The organism is Alcaligenes phenolicus (assembly GCF_032063905.1).
GTDB lineage: Bacteria > Pseudomonadota > Gammaproteobacteria > Burkholderiales > Burkholderiaceae_B > Alcaligenes > Alcaligenes phenolicus.
Genome location: NZ_DAMBOE010000002.1, coordinates 636,072 through 654,345, shown reverse-complemented (window position 1 = coordinate 654,345; position 18,274 = coordinate 636,072). Strand labels below are relative to the sequence as shown.

The following is an 18,274-nucleotide window of genomic DNA, read 5'->3' as shown; positions in this document are numbered from 1 at the left end:
AAAATCAACGGCCGTTTTGTTGGGCGCGTTCGATCAGGGACCACCACTGGCCCAAGGTGACCACCGAGGCCATCTCGGAAAACTCGATAGGAGCGCCAGCTTCGCGCCAGCGGGTGGCCAGGGTCATGACGCGCATGGAGTCCAGACCCAGGTCGATCAGATTGTCATCATCCAGAATGTCCTGGGGGTCTTCATGCAGCATGGCGGCAATATCTGCGCGCATGCGTTCCAGGGTAAGTGTAGTGCTCATGATTGTTCTTGCGTTGTGTTTTCGAGTTGTTCGCGCAGTTGGGCGCGCAATTCCTTGCGGCTGATCTTCAGGGCCGCAGTTTCCATGAAACGGTCCACAAACACGATTTGATCCGGCACTTTGAAGTCGGCCAGACCGCGGCTGCGTATCCATTTCTTCAGTTCAATCGCGCGGGGCTTCTCATCTTTGGGGATGATGAAAGCGCAGCTGCGCTCGCCCAGAAACTCGTCGGGCACCGATACCACGGCAGCATCAAAGACCTGCGGGTGAGCCAGCAGATGATCTTCAATTTCCTCGGCGGAGATTTTCTCGCCCGCGCGGTTGATGTGGTCAGTGGCACGGCCCTGAACCATCAAGTAGCCTTCGGGTGTCATGCGTACCACGTCGCCTGTGCGGTAAAAGCCGTCCTCGGTAAAGGAGCGGGCATTGGCCGCGGGGTTGTTGTGGTAGGCACGGATCGTGTAAGGACCCCGTGTCAGCAGATAGCCGGTTTCCCCAGGGGCGACCGGATTGCCGTTATCGTCCACGATCAGGATTTCATCGTCCGGGCTGATGGGACGGCCTTGGGTGTTGATGATGGTGTCCTCGGGATCGTCCAGGCGGGTGTAGTTCACCAGACCTTCGGCCATGCCGAACACCTGCTGCAAGGTCACACCCAGAGTAGGACGTACACGCTTGGCCGCTTCGGCGTTCAATTTGGCACCACCCACCTGGATTACTTTCAATGAATCCAGCTTGGCACTGGTTTTGGTGGCTGCATCCATCCACAGCATCAGCAGGGGGGGGACCAGACTGGTGTCGGTTACGCCTTCGCGCTCAATCAGCTCAAAGCAAACGTCCGGGCTGGGGGCGGGGCTCAGCACCACTTTGGCTCCGGCGTACAGTGCACCCAGAAAACCGGGTGAACTCATGGGGAAGTTGTGGGCAATGGGCAAAGCGCCCAGAAACACACTGTTCTCGTCCAGTCCGGCAATCTTGGCGCTCTCGCGCAAGGTGTAGATGTAGTCGTCGTGCGTGCGGGGGATCAGCTTGGACAAGCCGGTGCTGCCCCCCGAGATTTGCAGGAACGCCACTTCGGAAGGCTGGGCCGCCGATACGGATACGTCTACATTGGCAGCGCTGCTTTGCAACTGGGCCAGGGACGTAAATTCTTGTGCGTCGCCCACGATGTAAACCTGCTCGACCTGTGGGCAGCGTTCACGCAGTTCGCGCACCAAAGGCAGGTAGTCAAAACCGGCATGAGTGTCCACACCAATATAGGCGCGCGCTTGAGCAGTATTGGCAAAGTGTTCGACTTCGGTGATGCGGTGCGCAGGCAGGACGTACACGGGCAAAAGACCGGCACGGAACAGGCCAAAGATCACACTGACAAACTCAGGGATGTTGGGCAGGTGTACCAGGACGCGGTCGCCCTTGCGCAGACCGGCTTGCAGCAGGCCCGCCGCGATCTGACTGGCGTATTGATCCAGCGCGCCATAGGTCCAGCGCTGGGTGCCGCCAACAATGGCTTCGCGTTCCGGGTGGTTTTGCGCGCGCGTGCGCAGCAAAGCGCCAAAAGTTTCCCCTTGCCAGTGTCCAGCATCGCGGTATCGCTGGGCAAAAGCGTCAGGCCAAATTTGTTCAACAGGAATAGATTTCATCATGGTAATGAGAACTATTACATAAATAAGCAAGCTTGTCAGATTTACTCGTGCTCAGTCAGCTTGGTGTCAGGCAGTTGAGTGCTGTCCAAAAAGCTGACTGTCCACGGAGCAATGGGGGTGTTCAGACAGATGGCGGCGGCATAGTTTTCCACCGGCCGGTGACTGTGCACCACCAAACCTTGCAAGATGGGATGGGGGGATTGTACGGTGCATCCATGATCTGGGTGACCGTCCAAGGATAATTCTTGAGGCTGAATATGAAAACCCGTGCCTGCATGTTTCAGGGCGGCCTCTTTGCCACACCAAAGCGCGTAGAAGTCCAGATCGCTCTTTAGCCAGGAACGCTCGGACGGCACACTGCAATGTTCGACCAGCCCTGGTTTGACGGGCAGGCGCATGGCCTCGATGTCTACGCCTATAGTTCGGTTGGCAATTCCAATCAGCACACGCTCGCCGCTGTGCGACAGGCTAAAGTGCAGATCGGCATCGTCCAGATCCAGCACGGGCTTGCCATGTTCCAGATGGGCGATAGGAACAGCGCGTGGCGTGCAGCCCAGCAAGGGCGCCAGAAAATGGCGCAGCGCACCGTGGGCCAGCAGGCTTAAATGCTGGTCCGACTGCTGTCTGCGACGGGCAATCACCGCCAAGGTGTGGTCGGGAACCTGGTTTCGTAACCAGGATTCCATACCGTCGGGCAAGGGAAGCGACAAACTGTATACAGACAGCATGTCAAAGTCCCAGATGGCGTTGCAAAAGGGCGGCGTCCTGGCGTAACTGCTCGGCACGGCCGTCGTAAACCAGCTGACCATTGCCCAGCAACAAGGCTCGATCCGCCAATTGCAGGGCCAGGCTTAAATTCTGTTCGGCAATCAGCACGGTAATGCCCTGCTCGTTCAGCGTTTGCAGCTGCGGCAGCAAGGTGTCCTGAATGGTCATGGGGGCCAGGCCTTCGCTGGGTTCGTCCAGAACAATAATGGAGGACTGTGTCAGCAGGGCGCGGGCCAGCGCCAGCAATTGCCGTTCGCCACCGCTCAAGGCGGAGCAGGAGGACTGGCGGCGTTCGTACAGACGCGGCATGGATTCATAAATGCTGTTCAGCGTCCAGCGATCATCCGAGCGCGGACGTCGTGCCAGCCCGGCCAAACGCAGGCTTTCCTGCACGGTCAGCGTTGGGAAACGGCCTCGGCCTTGTGGTACCAAAGCCATGCCCAGCAGGGCGATTTTGTGCGTGGGCCAACCTGCAATGTTTTTCCCGTGCACATTGATTTGTCCGCTCCACTGCGGGCCCATATTGAACAGGCAGTGCAGCAGGCTGGTTTTTCCGGCGCCGTTGCGGCCCAGCAGGGCCACGCTTTGCCCGGCGGGGATATCCAGCGAAATTTCTTGCAGAATGTCGGCACGGTCGTAGCGTGCATGCAGGCCCGAGATGTTCAGCGCTGTGCTCATGCTGCCTCCAAAGCCAGTTCGCCCAGATAGGCCTGACGCGCGCCTTCGTGCTGGCGCACGGCGTCCGGGGTGTCGCAGGTCAACAAGGTGCCCGATGACAGCACGGCAATCCGGTCACATTCCTGGAAAACAATATCAATGTCATGGCTGATCAGCAGCACGGCACATTGGCCGCGCATGGCGTGGACCAATGCCATGACTTCACGCGATTCGGACTCGGACAGACCAGCGGTAGGCTCGTCCAGCAAGAGCACGCGGGGTTGCTGCGCCAAGGCGATCAGCAAATCCAGAATGCGCTGCTCTCCATAGGACAGGGAGCGACCCAGCACATGGCCCCGGCCGGCCAGGGCGCTATGTTCCAGCAATGCTTCGGCTGCTTCTTGGCTGGCGGCGCGGGCGGCCTTGCGGCCCCACCAGTGGTAGGCGCAATCTTTTTTGATGCGCACGGCCAGAGCCAGGTTTTGCAGCAGGGTCAGTTCAGGAAAAATACGGCTGGTCTGAAAGCTGCGCACCATGCCTTGTTTGGCGCGTTCAATCGGGCCCAGACTGCGCAGGTCCTTGCCTTCCAGGAATACCCGACCGCTGGAAGGAGAGGCCAGACCACTGATGATGTTGAACAGCGTGGTTTTACCTGCGCCATTGGGGCCAATCAGCCCCAGGGTTTCGCCCGCACGCAGCTCCAGGCTGACGTCCGTCAGGATATCCAGACCGCCTACATGCAAGGCCAGTTCGCGAGTGCTTAATAAAACGCTCATGCAGACCTCTTGCGTCGTTCTGCCAGACCATTGGGCATGAACAGAACTGTCAGCACAAAGATCAAACCTACCAGTAACTGCCAACGATCCGTGTAGGAGCTCAGGTAGGTCTGGGCAAACAGATAGAAGGTGGCCCCAATAAATGCGCCGCGCCAGGTGCGTATGCCACCGATCACACCCATGATGATGAGCGTGGCCGAGAAGCTCCAATGCACTTGTTGCGGGCTGACGTACTGATTCGCAAAGGGATACAGGCCGCCAGCAGCACCTGCTACTGCACCTGCAATCATGAAGGTGTAAAGGCGGATACGCCATGCCTGATAACCCAGGGCGGCCATGCGCAAGGGCTGGTCGCGCAGGCCGGTCAAGGCCAGTCCGATCGGGGCTCGACTGAAGGAGCGCAGCAGCAACCAGCAGATGACCGCCAGCACCAGGGCCAGAATCATCAGGGTGTAGGGGGCACTCAAGGGCAGCTCGCCCAGGCTCAGACGCGGGAAACCGCGCAGGCCATCGGCACCGCCGGTGACATCACGCCAGCGAAACGCGACTTCCCAGATCAATTGACCGGCGACCAGCGTAGCCACCATGAAAAACAGCTCGGAACTGCGCAGGCTGATCAGCGCCATCAATATGGATAGCAGGGTGCCCGCCACAGTGCCCACCAACAGCATCAGCGGCAGGGACGCGCCCCAATACTGACTGCTGACGGCGGTGGCGTAGGCGGCAAAGCCGAAAACCGCACCGTGGCCCAGGGTGACCAGGCCGCCGTAACCAATCAGTAGATTGATGCTAAGAACAGCGCAACCGATCAGCAGAGCTTCGGTGCCAAAGCGCCACAAGAAGGCGTCGCCCCAGAAATAACTGCTAAGCAAGACCAGGCAAGCCAGAGCAGGCCAAAGTCCAGTGCGCAGCAGGCAGGTGTTGAGTTTGTTCATTTAAACCTGACGCGTAGCGGATTTGCTCAAGCCATTGGGCCAGCAAAGCAAAAGGCCCAGCATGACGGCCAGGGTGGCGGCATTGGCAAAGGCCGGGACCCAGACGCGGGCAAAGGTGGTGACGAAACCCAGAATCAGCGCGCACAGCAAGGTGCCGCGTACCGAGTTCAAGCCGCCAATGACCACCACCAGCAAGGCCAGCAAGAGGATTTCTTCATCCAGACCGGGGTAGACCGACAGCATGCCTGCGCCCAGGGCGCCGCCCAAACCGGCCAGACCGGCGGCCAGCGCCATGCCGATGGCAAACAGGCGACGCGAGTTCAAGCCCAGGGTTTCGACAATCTGGGCGTCCTGCACGCAAGCGCGAATGGCGGCACCCCACAGAGTGCGATCCAAAAGGAACCAGAACAGCAAAGCCAGCGTCAGGCCGGTGACGATCAGGAACAGGCGATAGGTGGGGAAGGGCAGGCCCATGATCCACACCCCGCCACGCAGCACTTGCGGCAGCATGGGCGAAAGCGTGTCGGCGCTGAAGCCCCAACGCATCAAATCCGCCAGAATGACGGACAGGCCGTAGGTCAGCAACACCTGCATCAAGTGGGTGCGCTGGTAGAACTGGCGAAAGGGGAAGCGGTCCAGCAACAGGCCCATTAGCCCGCACAGTGCGAAAGCGGCGGGAAAGGCCAGCCACCAGGGCGCGCCGGAAGCCAGCCACTGGACGCTGATATAGCCGCCCAGCAGGAAAAAAGAGCCGTGTGTCAGGTTGATGAAGTTCATCAGGCTGAGCACTAAAGACAGCCCCAGCCCCGCCAACATCAGCAGTGCTGAGAAGGACAGGGCATTGAGGATTTGAAGCAGGAAATAAGACAAGGTGGAACTCAAGAACGCGGGCCGGGGTCCTGGATACGCTGGTAAGTGTGGACCACCGTGTTAAAGGGGCGACCTTGCGCGTCTTTTTCCACCCGGTTGACGTAAATATCCAGAATGGACTGGTTATTACGCGGGTCAAAAGCCATGGGGCCAAAGGCCGTGTTGATGGGCTTGTCCAGCAGGGCCTGTTTGAAGGCCGCCTTGTTGGACAGATCACCCTTGACCGCATCCAGACCGGCCTTGATGACCTGGCCGGTCACGTAACCGGAGGTGCTGGCCTCGCCGGGCAAACGGCCTCGGCTGGCCTGGTAAGCGGCCACAAAGTCCTGGGCAGCCGGAGCGCCAGGCGATTGGTGGAAGGTGCTGACGCCCCCCAAAGCAGCTTCGCCCACAGCGGTAATCACGTCTTCCTGATCGAACAGGGCACCGGGGCCCACGATCTGGATCTTGCCGTGCAGTTGGTAGTCCTGCATCTGCTGGTGGAAACGCACAGCGTCGGCACCGGCCAGAAACGTGTAGACAAACTTGGGATTGCTGGCGGCCAGATTCATCAGGATGGGTGCGAAGTCGGGTGTGCCCAAGGGCGTCCAGATGCGCTCACCCAGCGTGCCGCCTTGTTCCTGATAAGTATTGGCGAAGTCTTCAATGTATTCGCGGCCAGCGGTGTAGTCCGAGCCCAGCGTGATGCCGCCGGATTTTTCAATGTGCTCGAAGGCCCACAACGCGCCGGTGTGGCCCAGCATCCAGCTGGTTTTGGTGGGGCGGAATACGTAGGGGCTGGCTGCTTCACGAGCCAGGCCATTGGCAGCGGCATTGGAAATGAAGGTAGGCAGTTGCGCATCGTGCACGATGTCACGAATGGCCAGTGCGATATTGGCGCTGATGACACCGCCCAGAACGTCGATCTTGTCGCGCTCGATCAGCTTGCGCACTTTACGGATGGCTTCGTCCGGTTTGCCGTGGTCGTCTTCTACCAGCAACTGCACCTTGCGCCCGCCCATCTCGTAATTGCACTGTTGCAGCATCAACTCCAGACCGGCGCGCATGCTTTCGCCCAAGGAGGCGAAGGGGCCGGACAAGGATGTCAGCAGGGCAATTTTCAGGGGACCGTCTTGGGCGCGAAGCAGGCGGGGAACGCCAAACAGCAAAGGGCTGGCCGCGGCAGCCAGCAAAAGCTGGCGACGTCCAGCACGGGTAGGGGAGAGAGTCACGAGATCTTATTTTCCGTAAGAAAGCCAAGCTTGCCTGGCAGGAGATCTCAGGCAGGAGGCTGCACTACTAAATGTTAATCATTATCATTTTATGGTCTTTCCTGACGTAAATAAAGGCTCATACCCTTGAATGTCCATTTCGTGCGTGGGTCTTTAAAAGCAACGCGCCCCGATTGGGGGCGGATTCAGGGGCGGGCAACGGTATGAAAACGGCCACGCGGACGCTTTATGAAAAAGCACAGGAGCGGGCTATTTAGCGCGCATCTCCATTGATATTGGCGCGAATGCGGTTCAGGAACTGGCGCAACTGGGTCAGTTCTTCCGCCGAAAAGCCCTGGATGGCGCGGTGATGAATGTCCAGAGCCGCGGGCAGAACACGCAGAAAGTGCTGGCGACCTTGCTCATGCAGATGGATCAGTACACGGCGCTGGTCCAGCGGGTCGGGCTGGCGGGACAGATGGCCCGCGTTTTCCATTACCACCAGGGCGCGCGACAAGGTGGTTTGATCCACGTCGGTATATTGCGCCAGGGTACTGACGCCCAGGCCATCGGTTTCGTTCAGAAAAGCCAGCACACGCCAGTGCAGCAGAGTCAGTTCATGGCTGCGCAGCAAGGTTTGAAAGTCAGCATTTAAGGCCGAGGTGCTGCGATTGAGCAGATAGGGGATAAACGTATCGTGCCCGGTATAGGCGTCAGTCAGAGTACGGCTGGCCATAGTGAAGCGGCTTCCTTGATGCAAAAAAAGCAGGCTACTCGTTCAGAGTGATTGAGTGAGCCTGCGAAAGCCCGGCCAGCGCTGCCATTGGCCGGGCAAGTGGTTGGTTCAGTGTCAGTTCGTATGATCCACTTTGCGCTGCAAAGCGGCAATCGTCAGGTTCAGTGCGAAGCCCAGCACACAGATCCAGACCAAGGGTACAAACATATCAATCGTGCGGTAGCTGCGCGCGGCGGCAGTCAGCATATGGCCCAGACCGTCGGTGGAGGCAATCATCTCGGCCAGAAAGACCACCACGCAGGCAATGACGCCAGCCACCCGGACACCGGCCAGCACGGTCGGGCTGATGGCGGGCAAAATGATCTTCCACAGGCAGGCACTGCGAGATGTCCCGGCAGCACGTGCCGACCAGATCAGCTTGCGGTCCACCGTTTGCGCAGCCACCCAACTGGCCATCAGCACAGGGAAAATCGCATCCGAGACCACCAGAGCGATTTTCGATGAGCTTTCAAATCCCATGATCAGGATCAGTGCCGGGTAAAGGGCGATCTTGGGAATAGGGGCCAGCAGACGGATCAGGGCATCCAGCAAGAACGAGCTCCAGCGCGTCAACTGTGCAATCAGCGCCAGGGCCACACCGGCCACACAGGCAATCAGCAAACCACTGATCAGGCGGTAGACGGTGATGCCCAGGTTCTGCCAGAAGTCCGCCTGACCGGCCAGTTCCAATACACGCATCAGAATGGAAGAGGGGGCAGGCAATAACTGCGGGCTGACCCAGCCCGAGCGGGTGCACAGCTCCCAGACAATCAGCATCAGGGCCGGACTGATGCATAAAGACAGTCCCGACAAATCCCGGCGTTTGGCCGGGCGGGTTTGAGTAGAACGCATAGCTTGTCCCGGTGAGGCTAAGGTTTTGGTGGTCATAGCGTCATCCTTTGTCCATCAGGCTCTGGGTCGAGTCATGCCAGTGTGTGCAGCGTTTGCGGACAAACTCGAACAGCGCATCGCAGGCAATGCCCAGCACGGCCAGCAGCATGATGACGGCATACACCGTGGAGTACTGCGCCATATCCATGGAGGTGAACAGCAGATTGCCTATACCTTCCTGACGCGCAATCATCTCGGAGGACACCATCACGATCAGGGCCATGACCACCCCGACACGGCAGCCAATCATGACTTCCGGCAAGGAGGCGGGCAGCACAATCTTGCCCAGACGGGCAATGGGCCCCATGCCCATGGACTGGGCGACCCAGATCAGCTTGGGCTCGATGCGGGTTGCGCCGTGATAGCTGTGATAGAGCAAAGGCAGGGACACGCCCAGCGCAATAACCAGGATCTTGGAGAAATCCCCCAGACCGAACCATAGCATCAAGATCGGCATCAAGGCCGCTTTGGGCATGGGATAGGCCAGGGCCACCAGAGGATAGAAAGCGGTATAGACCAGGCGGCTGCGGCCCATGGCCAGACCCAGGGGGACAGCCACGACCAGTGCCAGGGCATAACCGGCAAACATGCGGCCAACCGACTGCAGGATTGCCGACCAGGCCATCGGGTCGCTGATCAGGGCAGGCAGTTCGCTCAAGGCCGCCCAGGGGCTGGGGAAGGAATCCAGCCCCACCCAACGGGCCAGCCCTGCCCAGGCCAGCAGCACCAGAATGGCCGCCATGACCAAGGAGGCCCAGCGATGTTCATACCAGTGCTGTGGCGTCATGGGTGGGCCTCCGCCATCAAGGATTGCTCCAGACGAATAATGGTTTCCTGATAGACCGGATTGCGCAGCAGCTCGCTACGGACGCGGGGGCGGGGCAAGTCAATCTCCACCACCTCCTTGATGCGGCCGGGCGAGCCGGTCATGACAATCACGGTATCGGACAGGAAGACAGCCTCGTCCACACCGTGCGTCACAAAGACCACGGTGTTGCGCAACTGCTCCCATAAGTTGAGCAGTTCCGTTTGCAGGGTGACGCGCGTGTGGGCATCCAGCGCCCCGAAGGGCTCGTCCATCAGCAGGATGTCCGGCTCATAGGCCAGGGTGCGGGCGATGGCCGCACGCTGACGCATACCGCCGGACAGTTCACGCGGATAGAAGGAGGCGTAAGGCCCCAGCTTGACCTTGTCCAGCCATTCGCTGGCGCGCTGTTCGGCCTGGTCTTTTGGCATGCCTTGTTCGCGCATGCCGTAGGCTACGTTTCCCAGCACGGTTTTCCAGGGAAACAGAGCGTACTCCTGAAACACCGGGCCACGGTCTGGACCTGGGCCGGTAATGGGCTTGCCCTTGACGCGGATCTGGCCGCTGGAGCAGGACTCAAAGCCCCCTAACATATAGAGCAGGGTGCTTTTGCCGCAACCGCTGGGTCCCAGAATAGAGACAAATCGCCCTGCCGGAATGCTCAGGGCGATGTCTTGCAGGGCCGTATGGCTGCGGCCCTGCCGGGTGTTAAAGGTTTTACCGACACCATCCAGTTCAATCATGGTGTTGCCTCGCGTAAATCAGCCCGGTAGAAGTCCTGTACGTTCAAGGCTTTTTTCAGGAAACCAGCCTTGTGATAGCGGTCGTAAGTGCCCTGGATGGATTCCAGGTTGGGCTGCATGTCCGGGACGCGGGCAAAGTCCTTGTCGGTGAACAGGTACTGGGCAAGCAAGTCCTTGGGCGCACGGGTAATTTGTGCCGTGACTTCCACGGCCAGCGACGGGTCTTTGCTGAGCATGCCCATGGCGGTCTTCAAGTCCTGCACATAGGCGCGCACCACTTCGGGGTTGGCGTCGCTATAGGATTTGCTGCAGGCTTCGAAAATCTGTACGGATGGGCTGGCCACTTCAGACAGGGAGAACAGCTTGCGCAAGCCGCCTTTCTTTTCGTTCAGCAGGGCAAAGGGCTGGGCCATGGGACCGGCATCAATGCGGCCACTGCGAATCGCATCAGCCGCAGGCGGGAAGCCTGTTTCAACGATTTTCACGTCCTTGTCCGGGTCAATGCCGTTCTGGCGCAGCCACAGCAGCATGTCGAAGTACACACCGGCCCCATAGGCGTTGGTGCCAATGACTTTGCCTTTCAGGTCCGCCGCGGTCTTGATCGGGCTGTCTTCCTTCACGGCCCAGTAGACGGAGAAGTGATCATCGTCCGAGTGCACGTGCTGGGCCACGATATAGGCTTCCAGGCCGCTCTCAATAGCGCCATTGGCCAGCGACATGGGGGCCATGGTGGAGCATTCCAGAACGCCAGCACGCATGGCTTGCACCATGGGCGAGGTGCCCTGGAACTGGGTCCACTGTATCTGGTATTTCTTGCCCAGTTGCGGGAACAGCTCGGGGCGCTTGGCCATCAGATACTTGGCTTCCTCGCCCGGAATGGTCCAGCCTACCCGCAGGGTGGGGACTTCCTGAGCCTGGCTCAGACCGTGACAGCTCATCAGGGCAAACAGCAACGCAGCGGTTTTTTTCATCGTCGGGCCGCCCCAAGATGAAAAGCGCCCTCTTGGAGGGCAGCAAGCCGAAGGCGCAGCGTGGGAGTCTTTTTTCATTCCTGTGTCTCCTTGGCAAGGTGCTCGGCGCGGGCAGGGGCCAGGCCGATGTGATCCAGCATTCCTAGTACGCGGGCCAGAACGTCGCGTCGATACGCTTGTTGCTGGTCCACCGGGTATTCGTGAAAGCCCTGTCCGCTGCGCAGACCGTTGCGTCCACTTTCCATATAACGGGTGATGATGTCGGGTACGGCGTAGCGTTCCGGGTCCAGGTTCTGCGACAGGTATTGCCCGGCGTGATACAGAATGTCGTTGCCGCCGTAGTCGATGAACTCCAGCACGCCGATACTGGCAAAGCGGAAGCCCAGGCCGTAGCGGGTGGCCTTATCAATATCGGCTGCGCTGGCTACGCCTTCCTCAACCATGCGAGCGGCCTCGTTCATGATCAGGGTTTGCAGGCGTGGAACGATGAAACCGGGGTGGCAACCACAGACCACAGGCACTTTGCCTATGGATTCCAGATTGCTTTGCAGACGGCTCAAGGTCTGCTCGCTGGTGCCGGGGTGGGCACTGATTTCGACCAGCGGAATCAGGAATGCCGGGTTGAGCCAATGCGCGTTCAGGAAACGCTCCGGATGGCTCAACATGGGGGCCAGATCCGAGGCCAGCATGGTGGAAGTGGTAGAGGCGATCAGCGCATCGGGCCGGGCCAGTTCGCCGATACGTCCCAGGGCGTCGGTCTTGGCTTCTTGTGTTTCGGGCACGCCTTCGTAAATCAGGTCGGCCTGGCCCAGCACTTGCGCCGCTGCGCTCAAGGGAGCGACGCTGATGCAGGCCAGATGGCCGTCGATCTGTTCGGTGGCGAACATGCCCAGGTCGGCCAGTTGTTCCAGCGTGGCACGCAATTCCTGGCGTATTTCGGCTTCCAGACGGGCACTATCAGCAGGCTGACGGGGTTTGAAATCCAGTAAGGTCACGGCTTGGCCGCGCAGCGCATAGGCCAGGGCGATGCCCCGCCCCATGCGACCTGCGCCCACCGCAACGATACGTTTGATCGGGGCGGGCGCGTTCATCAGGCTCTCCCGGCTTGCAGCATCTCTTGCAGTTGCTCGCGGCTCATCTTGTCCAGACCCAGGCTGGCCAGTGTGCGTTGGCCCTGGCGCAGATCTTCACCCACGATGGCACCGGCAATGGCCAGCAAGCCTTTGGTGACGGGGGCGTCTACACCGGCCCAGTCGGCGACGGAAGCGAAGAAGGCCAGACCCAGCATGGTGTCTTCACGCATGTAGCGGTGCTCGTGCAGGTCGATCTTCTCGCGCCAGTCGCCGCTTTTTACCAGCTTGGAGTGCGAGGAACGGTCGCCATACATCCACTGGTCGTTTTCGTAGTGGTCGGACAGGGGGAAGTGCGGGGCACCGTAGCCCAGCGCTTCACGAATGCGCATGCGTTCGTTGTCCAACTGCGTGGTCACGGCACGAACCGAAGGCTGAGTACCTTCGTTATGAATGTCCCAGGCTGGGAAGTGTTCCAGCGGGCCTGCGTTCATCATGATCAGCGGTGGGTGGATGATGGGGCCGGCATTCATCAGGGCGCCGGACAGGGCATCTTCGCAGCGCTCCACGCTGGGGAACACTTTGCCAATCACCTCCAGGGCGTGGTCGGTATTGCGCGCGGGGTACACGCCGGTAGGCAGGCGGGTGGCGCGGGTGGTGATGTTGATGACGGTATCGCCATGCTTGCGGGCCAGCCAGGGCAGGGTGCCGGTTTCCGCCCAGCTGACATCGGCCTTGTTGCCGGTGCCACGCACGATCTCGCTCATGATGAAGGAGCCAAAGGTGCCCGGTGGCAGGAATACGACCTGGCCGTCGGTCAGGTGGGGGGCCATGACGCGGGCAATATCGGTTTGTGCAATGGCGGGCGAAGGAATCAGTACCAGGTCGGCACCGGCGATGGCCTCGCCAATATCGGCGCAGACTTTGGCAATGGGGATGTCACGCTCGCCTGCTTCGTCTTTCAGTGTCATGACTGGACGGTCCAGCAAGGGCTGCAGCTGAGCCGTGTCACGACGCCACAAACGTACTTCGTGACCCTGTTCGCTCAAGTCTGCCGCTGCTGCGTAACAACCGTGTCCGCCACCTAATACCGCTACCTTCATATTCGTCTCCAATCTCTTTTTTTGATTTCTATGCACTTGCATATAAATACAGACTAAAAGATGTTGAGGCCTAAAACAAGAGGACGAATGGGGGGAGTTACCCTAGGGCGGGAAAACTTGGATATGAAGGGAAAAGGCGCCGAGTGCGCGCAGGAAAAAAGCGCCTAAGCCGCGCCGCAGGCCAGTTCCAGGGCGCGCAGGGTGGCTTGTGCCAGCACATGGCCGTGACCGGCTCCGGGCATCACATGCAGATTGGCCTGCATGCCTTGAGCTTGCAAGTGTGCTTGCAGTTTTTGCATGGTGGGCAGGGTAGGCACACCATTTTTGCGTCCTTCCGGTCCTGCTGCCTGAGCGCTAAGCGGATACCAGGCCTCGGAGGCACCGGCCAGAATATCCACCTGTACCGGCTTGCCCAACTGCTCCAGCAAAGTCCAGATCAGGGGATCGCGCCACCACAAGGACGGGCTGGCGCACAGGTAGTGCTGGATGGGCAGGCTGTGCTGACTAAGGGCATACAGCACAAACAGGCCAGCGTAGGAATGGCCGTACAGGCTGATGCGCGAACGGGTCAGCGCGGGTTCTACTCGTTGGGCCAAGGCCAGAGCCATGCGCACTTGTTCGATCATGGCGGGTGCGCCACCGGCTTGCCACTCGGGAATGCGCGGATCTTCCCATAAGCCGCCGTCCGGGCCGGGCGGGGTGTAGTCCAGGGCGCGATACCGTGTGATCTGATCGCGATCGCCTTGATAGCCCAGCGATAGAATCGCGCAGTGCTGCAAGGCGGGGTGGCCGCTTTCTTCCAGCAGGGGCAAGGTCCACTGACCATCAAGCAGGCACAGCAAAGGCACAGGGCCTTGTGCAGGCTTTCCGTCCGGCAGGCGCAGCAAGACGTGATGGGGATGACCGCCCGCAGGCGGCAGTTCCAGTGGTATCAGACGAGACATGAAGGCTTAGGGGGCGGGCTTCAGATCAATCATGTAGGAGCCTTCCATCGGCACGGTCAGAAAGCGCTGGTTTACCTCTTCCAGCGTTTTCAAGGCCGAGACCCCTTCAAAACGATCCGGGTGAATCCAGGTTGCCAAGGCCTCAATGAAAATCATGTGCAAAGGCGAATCGTTGAAGGCATGCCAGATGCCGTGGCTATTGCCGCTGCGCACGGCTGGCAGGGCCTGCAGACGATTGCCGTCAATAATGGCTTGCAGGCTCTTACGAGCCTGGTCTTCGCTGACGCCTGTGCCAATAGCCAATCCGCCAGAGGTGGTGCGCTTGCCTGCGCCTGTGCCCGTAGCCACATAGACCACAGGCGCGCGGGAATTGATGTATTCAAAATTCAGCTTGCCGGTGGAGCTTTTCAGGACATCCGCGCCAATATTGTGGCCGCCTGCATAGCTGATCATGTCGTTGAAGGTGCCTGCGCCGGGCGAGTTGCAGCAGTCCGTGCTGCCTGCATGGGCATGCACAAAAACGGGCGGGTGATCTTCCTTGGGCAGATCAGCCAGTCGCTGGGCAACGCCCTGCATGTGTTCTTCGTAAAACTGGATGAACTCGTCGGTGCGTTCCTTCTCACCCACGGCGTAGCCCAGTGCGCGCAGGCTGGGTACGGTGTTCTCCAGCGGGTTCACAAAGAAGTCGATCACAATGACGGGCACTTTGGCGGCAGTCAGGCGCTGGATCAGGGCTGAGTCGCGTGTGTCCTGACCGGGAGTCAGGCCCGCAAAGGCAGCCGTCAGCACGACCAGATCCGGACGCAGGGCCAGGGCCTGTTCGATCGAGAAGGTATCTGCCGTATGGCGACCCACAATAGGGATACTGGCCAGTTGCGGGTAGCGCTTCAGATAGGTCTCGTACTCGTTGGAGAAGGAGGTTTTGAACTCGTCCGACCAGCCTGCAATCAGGTTTGCTGGCTCTGGGTGGACCAAAGCCAGTACCGGGAAGTGACGCGCCTGGGTCAACACAATGCGTTTGGCGGGGCCAGGCAGGGTAACGGTACGACCCATGGCATCGGTAACTTCGATGGACTGGGCCTGCACGCTCAAAGGCAAGAGCAAGGTCAGCGACAGCAGCAGGTGGCGCAGGATGTTCATGGGTTCTCCGAAGGTCATAGCACAGGCTCTTGCAGCCCGTCGATAATGATTTGCAAGGTGCCCTGCGAGCAGCTCTCCACGCGGGCACGTACGCCATAAGCCTGGGCCAGCGAGTTGGGGGTAATCACCTTGGCAGGCTCGCCTTGCGCCAGCAGTCCACCGCCCTCAATCATCAGCGCATAGTCGCTATGGCGCAGAGCTACGTTCAGGTCATGCAGCACGATCAGGGTGATCAGATTGTTGTCGTGGGTTTCCTGGGCCAGCAAGTCCATCACGTGGAATTGATAGTTCAGGTCCAGAGCCGACAAGGGTTCGTCCAGCAGCAGCAGCTTTGGCTTGCGTATCAGGGCTTGTGCCAGGCCCACCAGCTGTTTCTGGCCGCCCGAAAGCTGGTCCAGATAGTGCATGGACAAGTGCGCAATGCCCAGGCGTTGCAGGATGTGCATGATGTGCTCATGATCCACATCGCGGGCGTGGCCACCAGGGGCCGAGGCATTGGCCGCCACCAGTACGGATTCAAACACACGCAGGTGGACCGAAGCGGGCAGGGATTGGGGCAGGTACACCACTTTTTGGGCGCGCTGCTCGAAGCTGACGCCGCTCAGCTCCTGACCGTCCAGGAGGATCTCGCCGGTGGTGGGCTTGAGCAGCCCCGCCAGGGACTTGAGCAGGGTGGATTTGCCGCTACCATTGGGGCCCAGCAAAGCCACCAGCTGACCGGGCTGCAAAGGCTCGATGGTCAGCTTGGACAGGATTTCGCGTTTGCCGTAGGACAGGCTCAGATCGTGGACTTCAAGCATGGTTCACTTTATTTGGCGTCGCAGCACAACGCCCAGGAAGAAGGGCACACCCACCAGCGAGGTGACAATGCCGACCGGAATAATGATGCCGGGCACAATGTTTTTCGAGGCAATCGAGGCCAGGGACAGAATCACCCCACCCACCAAGGCACTGCCGGGCAGGTAGAAACGGTGATCTTCACCAAACAGGCGGCGGGCAATATGCGGCGCAATCAGGCCCACAAAGCCGATAGTGCCCACAAAGGACACGGCCAGTGCGGCCAGCAAGCTGATACGCAGCAAGGACACCAGACGCAGGCGCGAGACATTGATGCCAAAGCTGGTGGCGCGGTCTTCACCCAGACGCAGGGCGGTCAGTTTCCAGGTATCACGCAGGGACAGCGGCAGAATCAGCGCAAACACCGCCAGCATGATGCCAACCTTGCCCCAGGAGGAGCGCGACAGGCTGCCCATGGTCCAGAACACCAGCCCTTGCAGGGCTTCGGCGCTGGCCACAAATTGCACCAGCGAAACCAGTGCGTTAAAGGAGAACACCAGCGCAATACCGAACAGCACCAGGTTGGCGGTACTCATGGCGCCCCAGCGGGCCACCGCGTCCAGGAGCATGGCCGACAGCAGGGCAAAAATAAAGGCATTGGCGGCAATGGTCCAGGCCTGCGGAATACCGGGAATTGACAGGTCCAGCACAATTGCCAGGGAAGCGCCAAAGGCCGCCGCCGAGGAAATCCCCAAGGTAAAGGGGCTGGCCAGCGGGTTATTCAAAATGGTCTGCATTTCCGCACCGGACAGGCCGAGTGCCAAACCAATGGCCATGGCCATCAAGGCATAAGGCAGGCGGATTTCCCAGACGATGACGCGGGTGGTCGGGTCGGACTGTTCCGGGTTGAACAGCGCGTGGCTCAGTTCTCCCAGGCTAAGACCCGAGGGCCCCAACATGAAATCGGCCACAATCGAGGCCAGAATCACAAGAACCAGGGCCCCAACAAGGAGCCAGCGACGTCTGAGGATGTGTTGATAGTCGGCCAGCGCAGGGGCCGGAACAGCAGATGTGGACATTAAGTGTCTGAATGATAACCGTTTACATAGAAAGAAAGTATAGTTCATCAGCCGGGCTTTGGCGCCCTTACCGCGATTCTTTTATGCAGCTTGAACATCTGGATTTTCTTTCCCCATTGGGCCGACAGTATCGTCTGACTTTGGCCTGGCCGGACGTGCCAGCGCCTGCGCAGGGCTGGCCATTGCTGTGCGTGCTTGATCTACCGCAATTTGAAGCGGTGCTGGCCACCTGTGAAAAGCAGGCTCCACAAGCCTGTGCCGTGCTGGGGATAGGTTATGGCGCGGAGGTCTGGCGCGATCAGGACTTCACCCCCGCGCTCAATGGAGAAGCGGGCCACGCGCCGTATTTTCTGGCCATGATGCAGGACGTTTTCTTGCCCTGGGCCTACGCACAGGCTCCTTTGGATGCGCAGCGGCGTTTGCTCTGCGGCCATTCCCTGGGTGGCCTGTTTGCCTTGCAACTGCTGTATCAACAGCCAGAATTGTTCGATGCACTGGTGGTGTCCAGCCCCTCGGTCTGGTGGGGGGAGGGCTATCTGGCTCGACTGCTGGCCCAACCCTTGCCCAAAGCCGCTATGACGATGCCCGTACAGTTCTCCGTTGGCGAGTTCGAGCAAAGCCTGGGCCCGGCAGAGGAAGCCATGCCCGAGGACAAGCGCGAGCTGCGTCGTTTACGTTTGCAAGAGCGCCGCATGGTGGACGGCACCCGGGAGTTGGCACAGGCTTTGGCGCAGCAACAAGGTGGCGAGCCGCGTTTTCGCATCGTGCCGGGCTGTAATCACAGCCAGTCCGGTTTGGCAGCCTTGCCGCAAGGCTGTCTGGAATGGCTGGCTGAGTAGCCCTGTATTTTCTTGCCCACAAAGACGTTCAGCACGGTGATTGCCTGT

The 18,274-nt window shown here is 59.8% G+C and carries 20 protein-coding genes; 1 reads left to right on the top strand and 19 read right to left on the bottom strand.

What is annotated here, in order from left to right:
• Positions 1-4: 4 nt before the first annotated feature.
• From U2949_RS06410 to U2949_RS06320, 19 genes are all read right to left on the bottom strand, one after another.
• Entirely contained in the window at positions 5-250 is a 246-nt protein-coding gene (locus tag U2949_RS06410; protein WP_321286728.1) for a phosphopantetheine-binding protein, read from the bottom strand.
• Positions 247-1,893, bottom strand: coding sequence for a (2,3-dihydroxybenzoyl)adenylate synthase (locus tag U2949_RS06405; protein WP_321286724.1), 1,647 nt, complete (start codon positions 1,891-1,893; stop codon positions 247-249). Before U2949_RS06405 ends, U2949_RS06410 begins: the two co-directional genes overlap by 4 nt.
• A gap of 41 nt (positions 1,894-1,934) precedes the next feature.
• Positions 1,935-2,621 carry a 4'-phosphopantetheinyl transferase family protein gene (locus U2949_RS06400; RefSeq protein WP_321286722.1) on the bottom strand — a complete coding sequence of 229 codons (687 nt, stop codon included), beginning with the start codon at positions 2,619-2,621 and terminating at the stop codon, positions 1,935-1,937.
• A gap of 1 nt (position 2,622) precedes the next feature.
• Entirely contained in the window at positions 2,623-3,339 is a 717-nt protein-coding gene (locus U2949_RS06395; RefSeq protein WP_321286720.1) for an ABC transporter ATP-binding protein, read from the bottom strand.
• Positions 3,336-4,094, bottom strand: coding sequence for an ABC transporter ATP-binding protein (locus U2949_RS06390; RefSeq protein WP_026484021.1), 759 nt, complete (start codon positions 4,092-4,094; stop codon positions 3,336-3,338). Before U2949_RS06390 ends, U2949_RS06395 begins: the two co-directional genes overlap by 4 nt.
• A complete protein-coding gene (locus U2949_RS06385; RefSeq protein ID WP_257724145.1) occupies positions 4,091-5,029 on the bottom strand; it encodes a branched-chain amino acid ABC transporter permease in 939 nt (312 codons plus the stop codon). The genes U2949_RS06390 and U2949_RS06385 overlap by 4 nt, the downstream gene beginning before the upstream one ends.
• A complete protein-coding gene (locus U2949_RS06380) occupies positions 5,030-5,899 on the bottom strand; it encodes a branched-chain amino acid ABC transporter permease (RefSeq protein WP_035268872.1) in 870 nt (289 codons plus the stop codon). It lies immediately after the preceding gene.
• Positions 5,900-5,907: 8 nt separating this feature from the next.
• Complete coding sequence (locus U2949_RS06375; protein WP_230940611.1) at positions 5,908-7,110, bottom strand: ABC transporter substrate-binding protein; 1,203 nt, start codon at positions 7,108-7,110, stop codon at positions 5,908-5,910.
• Positions 7,111-7,363: 253 nt separating this feature from the next.
• Entirely contained in the window at positions 7,364-7,825 is a 462-nt protein-coding gene (locus U2949_RS06370) for a MarR family winged helix-turn-helix transcriptional regulator (protein WP_009462841.1), read from the bottom strand.
• Positions 7,826-7,939: 114 nt separating this feature from the next.
• Positions 7,940-8,716 (bottom strand): ABC transporter permease, encoded by a 777-nt coding sequence (locus U2949_RS06365; RefSeq protein ID WP_226349577.1) that lies wholly within the window; start codon positions 8,714-8,716, stop codon positions 7,940-7,942.
• 40 nt (positions 8,717-8,756) lie between these two features.
• On the bottom strand, positions 8,757-9,542 hold the full coding sequence (locus U2949_RS06360) for an ABC transporter permease (protein WP_026484024.1): 786 nt from the start codon (positions 9,540-9,542) through the stop codon (positions 8,757-8,759).
• Positions 9,539-10,303 (bottom strand): ABC transporter ATP-binding protein, encoded by a 765-nt coding sequence (locus U2949_RS06355; RefSeq protein WP_026484025.1) that lies wholly within the window; start codon positions 10,301-10,303, stop codon positions 9,539-9,541. The genes U2949_RS06360 and U2949_RS06355 overlap by 4 nt, the downstream gene beginning before the upstream one ends.
• Positions 10,300-11,274 (bottom strand): ABC transporter substrate-binding protein, encoded by a 975-nt coding sequence (locus U2949_RS06350; protein ID WP_270118373.1) that lies wholly within the window; start codon positions 11,272-11,274, stop codon positions 10,300-10,302. Before U2949_RS06350 ends, U2949_RS06355 begins: the two co-directional genes overlap by 4 nt.
• A gap of 74 nt (positions 11,275-11,348) precedes the next feature.
• A complete protein-coding gene (locus U2949_RS06345; protein ID WP_060186118.1) occupies positions 11,349-12,365 on the bottom strand; it encodes a 3-hydroxybutyryl-CoA dehydrogenase in 1,017 nt (338 codons plus the stop codon).
• On the bottom strand, positions 12,365-13,447 hold the full coding sequence (locus U2949_RS06340; RefSeq protein ID WP_153228858.1) for an NAD/NADP-dependent octopine/nopaline dehydrogenase family protein: 1,083 nt from the start codon (positions 13,445-13,447) through the stop codon (positions 12,365-12,367). Before U2949_RS06340 ends, U2949_RS06345 begins: the two co-directional genes overlap by 1 nt.
• A gap of 164 nt (positions 13,448-13,611) precedes the next feature.
• On the bottom strand, positions 13,612-14,391 hold the full coding sequence (locus tag U2949_RS06335) for an alpha/beta hydrolase (RefSeq protein ID WP_321286713.1): 780 nt from the start codon (positions 14,389-14,391) through the stop codon (positions 13,612-13,614).
• Positions 14,392-14,397: 6 nt separating this feature from the next.
• On the bottom strand, positions 14,398-15,549 hold the full coding sequence (locus tag U2949_RS06330; RefSeq protein WP_321286711.1) for an ABC transporter substrate-binding protein: 1,152 nt from the start codon (positions 15,547-15,549) through the stop codon (positions 14,398-14,400).
• Positions 15,546-16,331 (bottom strand): ABC transporter ATP-binding protein, encoded by a 786-nt coding sequence (locus U2949_RS06325; RefSeq protein WP_026484031.1) that lies wholly within the window; start codon positions 16,329-16,331, stop codon positions 15,546-15,548. Before U2949_RS06325 ends, U2949_RS06330 begins: the two co-directional genes overlap by 4 nt.
• A 3-nt stretch (positions 16,332-16,334) precedes the next feature.
• Positions 16,335-17,387, bottom strand: a complete 1,053-nt coding sequence (locus tag U2949_RS06320; protein ID WP_021447070.1) for a FecCD family ABC transporter permease — start codon at positions 17,385-17,387, stop codon at positions 16,335-16,337.
• A gap of 83 nt (positions 17,388-17,470) precedes the next feature.
• Between U2949_RS06320 and U2949_RS06315 the strand changes: the two genes are divergently transcribed.
• Entirely contained in the window at positions 17,471-18,226 is a 756-nt protein-coding gene (locus U2949_RS06315; RefSeq protein ID WP_321286709.1) for an alpha/beta hydrolase, read from the top strand.
• Positions 18,227-18,274: the final 48 nt, after the last annotated feature.

Coding starts and splice junctions, on each gene's coding strand:
- U2949_RS06345 (WP_060186118.1), bottom strand. CDS start 12,365: ATGAACGCGCCCGCCCCGATCAAACGTATCGTTGCGGTGGGCGCAGGT.
- U2949_RS06330 (WP_321286711.1), bottom strand. CDS start 15,549: ATGACCTTCGGAGAACCCATGAACATCCTGCGCCACCTGCTGCTGTCG.
- U2949_RS06410 (WP_321286728.1), bottom strand. CDS start 250: ATGAGCACTACACTTACCCTGGAACGCATGCGCGCAGATATTGCCGCC.
- U2949_RS06315 (WP_321286709.1), top strand. CDS start 17,471: ATGCAGCTTGAACATCTGGATTTTCTTTCCCCATTGGGCCGACAGTAT.
- U2949_RS06385 (WP_257724145.1), bottom strand. CDS start 5,029: ATGAACAAACTCAACACCTGCCTGCTGCGCACTGGACTTTGGCCTGCT.
- U2949_RS06370 (WP_009462841.1), bottom strand. CDS start 7,825: ATGGCCAGCCGTACTCTGACTGACGCCTATACCGGGCACGATACGTTT.
- U2949_RS06325 (WP_026484031.1), bottom strand. CDS start 16,331: ATGCTTGAAGTCCACGATCTGAGCCTGTCCTACGGCAAACGCGAAATC.
- U2949_RS06335 (WP_321286713.1), bottom strand. CDS start 14,391: ATGTCTCGTCTGATACCACTGGAACTGCCGCCTGCGGGCGGTCATCCC.
- U2949_RS06320 (WP_021447070.1), bottom strand. CDS start 17,387: ATGTCCACATCTGCTGTTCCGGCCCCTGCGCTGGCCGACTATCAACAC.
- U2949_RS06395 (WP_321286720.1), bottom strand. CDS start 3,339: ATGAGCACAGCGCTGAACATCTCGGGCCTGCATGCACGCTACGACCGT.
- U2949_RS06340 (WP_153228858.1), bottom strand. CDS start 13,447: ATGAAGGTAGCGGTATTAGGTGGCGGACACGGTTGTTACGCAGCAGCG.
- U2949_RS06390 (WP_026484021.1), bottom strand. CDS start 4,094: ATGAGCGTTTTATTAAGCACTCGCGAACTGGCCTTGCATGTAGGCGGT.
- U2949_RS06355 (WP_026484025.1), bottom strand. CDS start 10,303: ATGATTGAACTGGATGGTGTCGGTAAAACCTTTAACACCCGGCAGGGC.
- U2949_RS06405 (WP_321286724.1), bottom strand. CDS start 1,893: ATGATGAAATCTATTCCTGTTGAACAAATTTGGCCTGACGCTTTTGCC.
- U2949_RS06360 (WP_026484024.1), bottom strand. CDS start 9,542: ATGACGCCACAGCACTGGTATGAACATCGCTGGGCCTCCTTGGTCATG.
- U2949_RS06350 (WP_270118373.1), bottom strand. CDS start 11,274: ATGAAAAAAACCGCTGCGTTGCTGTTTGCCCTGATGAGCTGTCACGGT.
- U2949_RS06400 (WP_321286722.1), bottom strand. CDS start 2,621: ATGCTGTCTGTATACAGTTTGTCGCTTCCCTTGCCCGACGGTATGGAA.
- U2949_RS06365 (WP_226349577.1), bottom strand. CDS start 8,716: ATGCGTTCTACTCAAACCCGCCCGGCCAAACGCCGGGATTTGTCGGGA.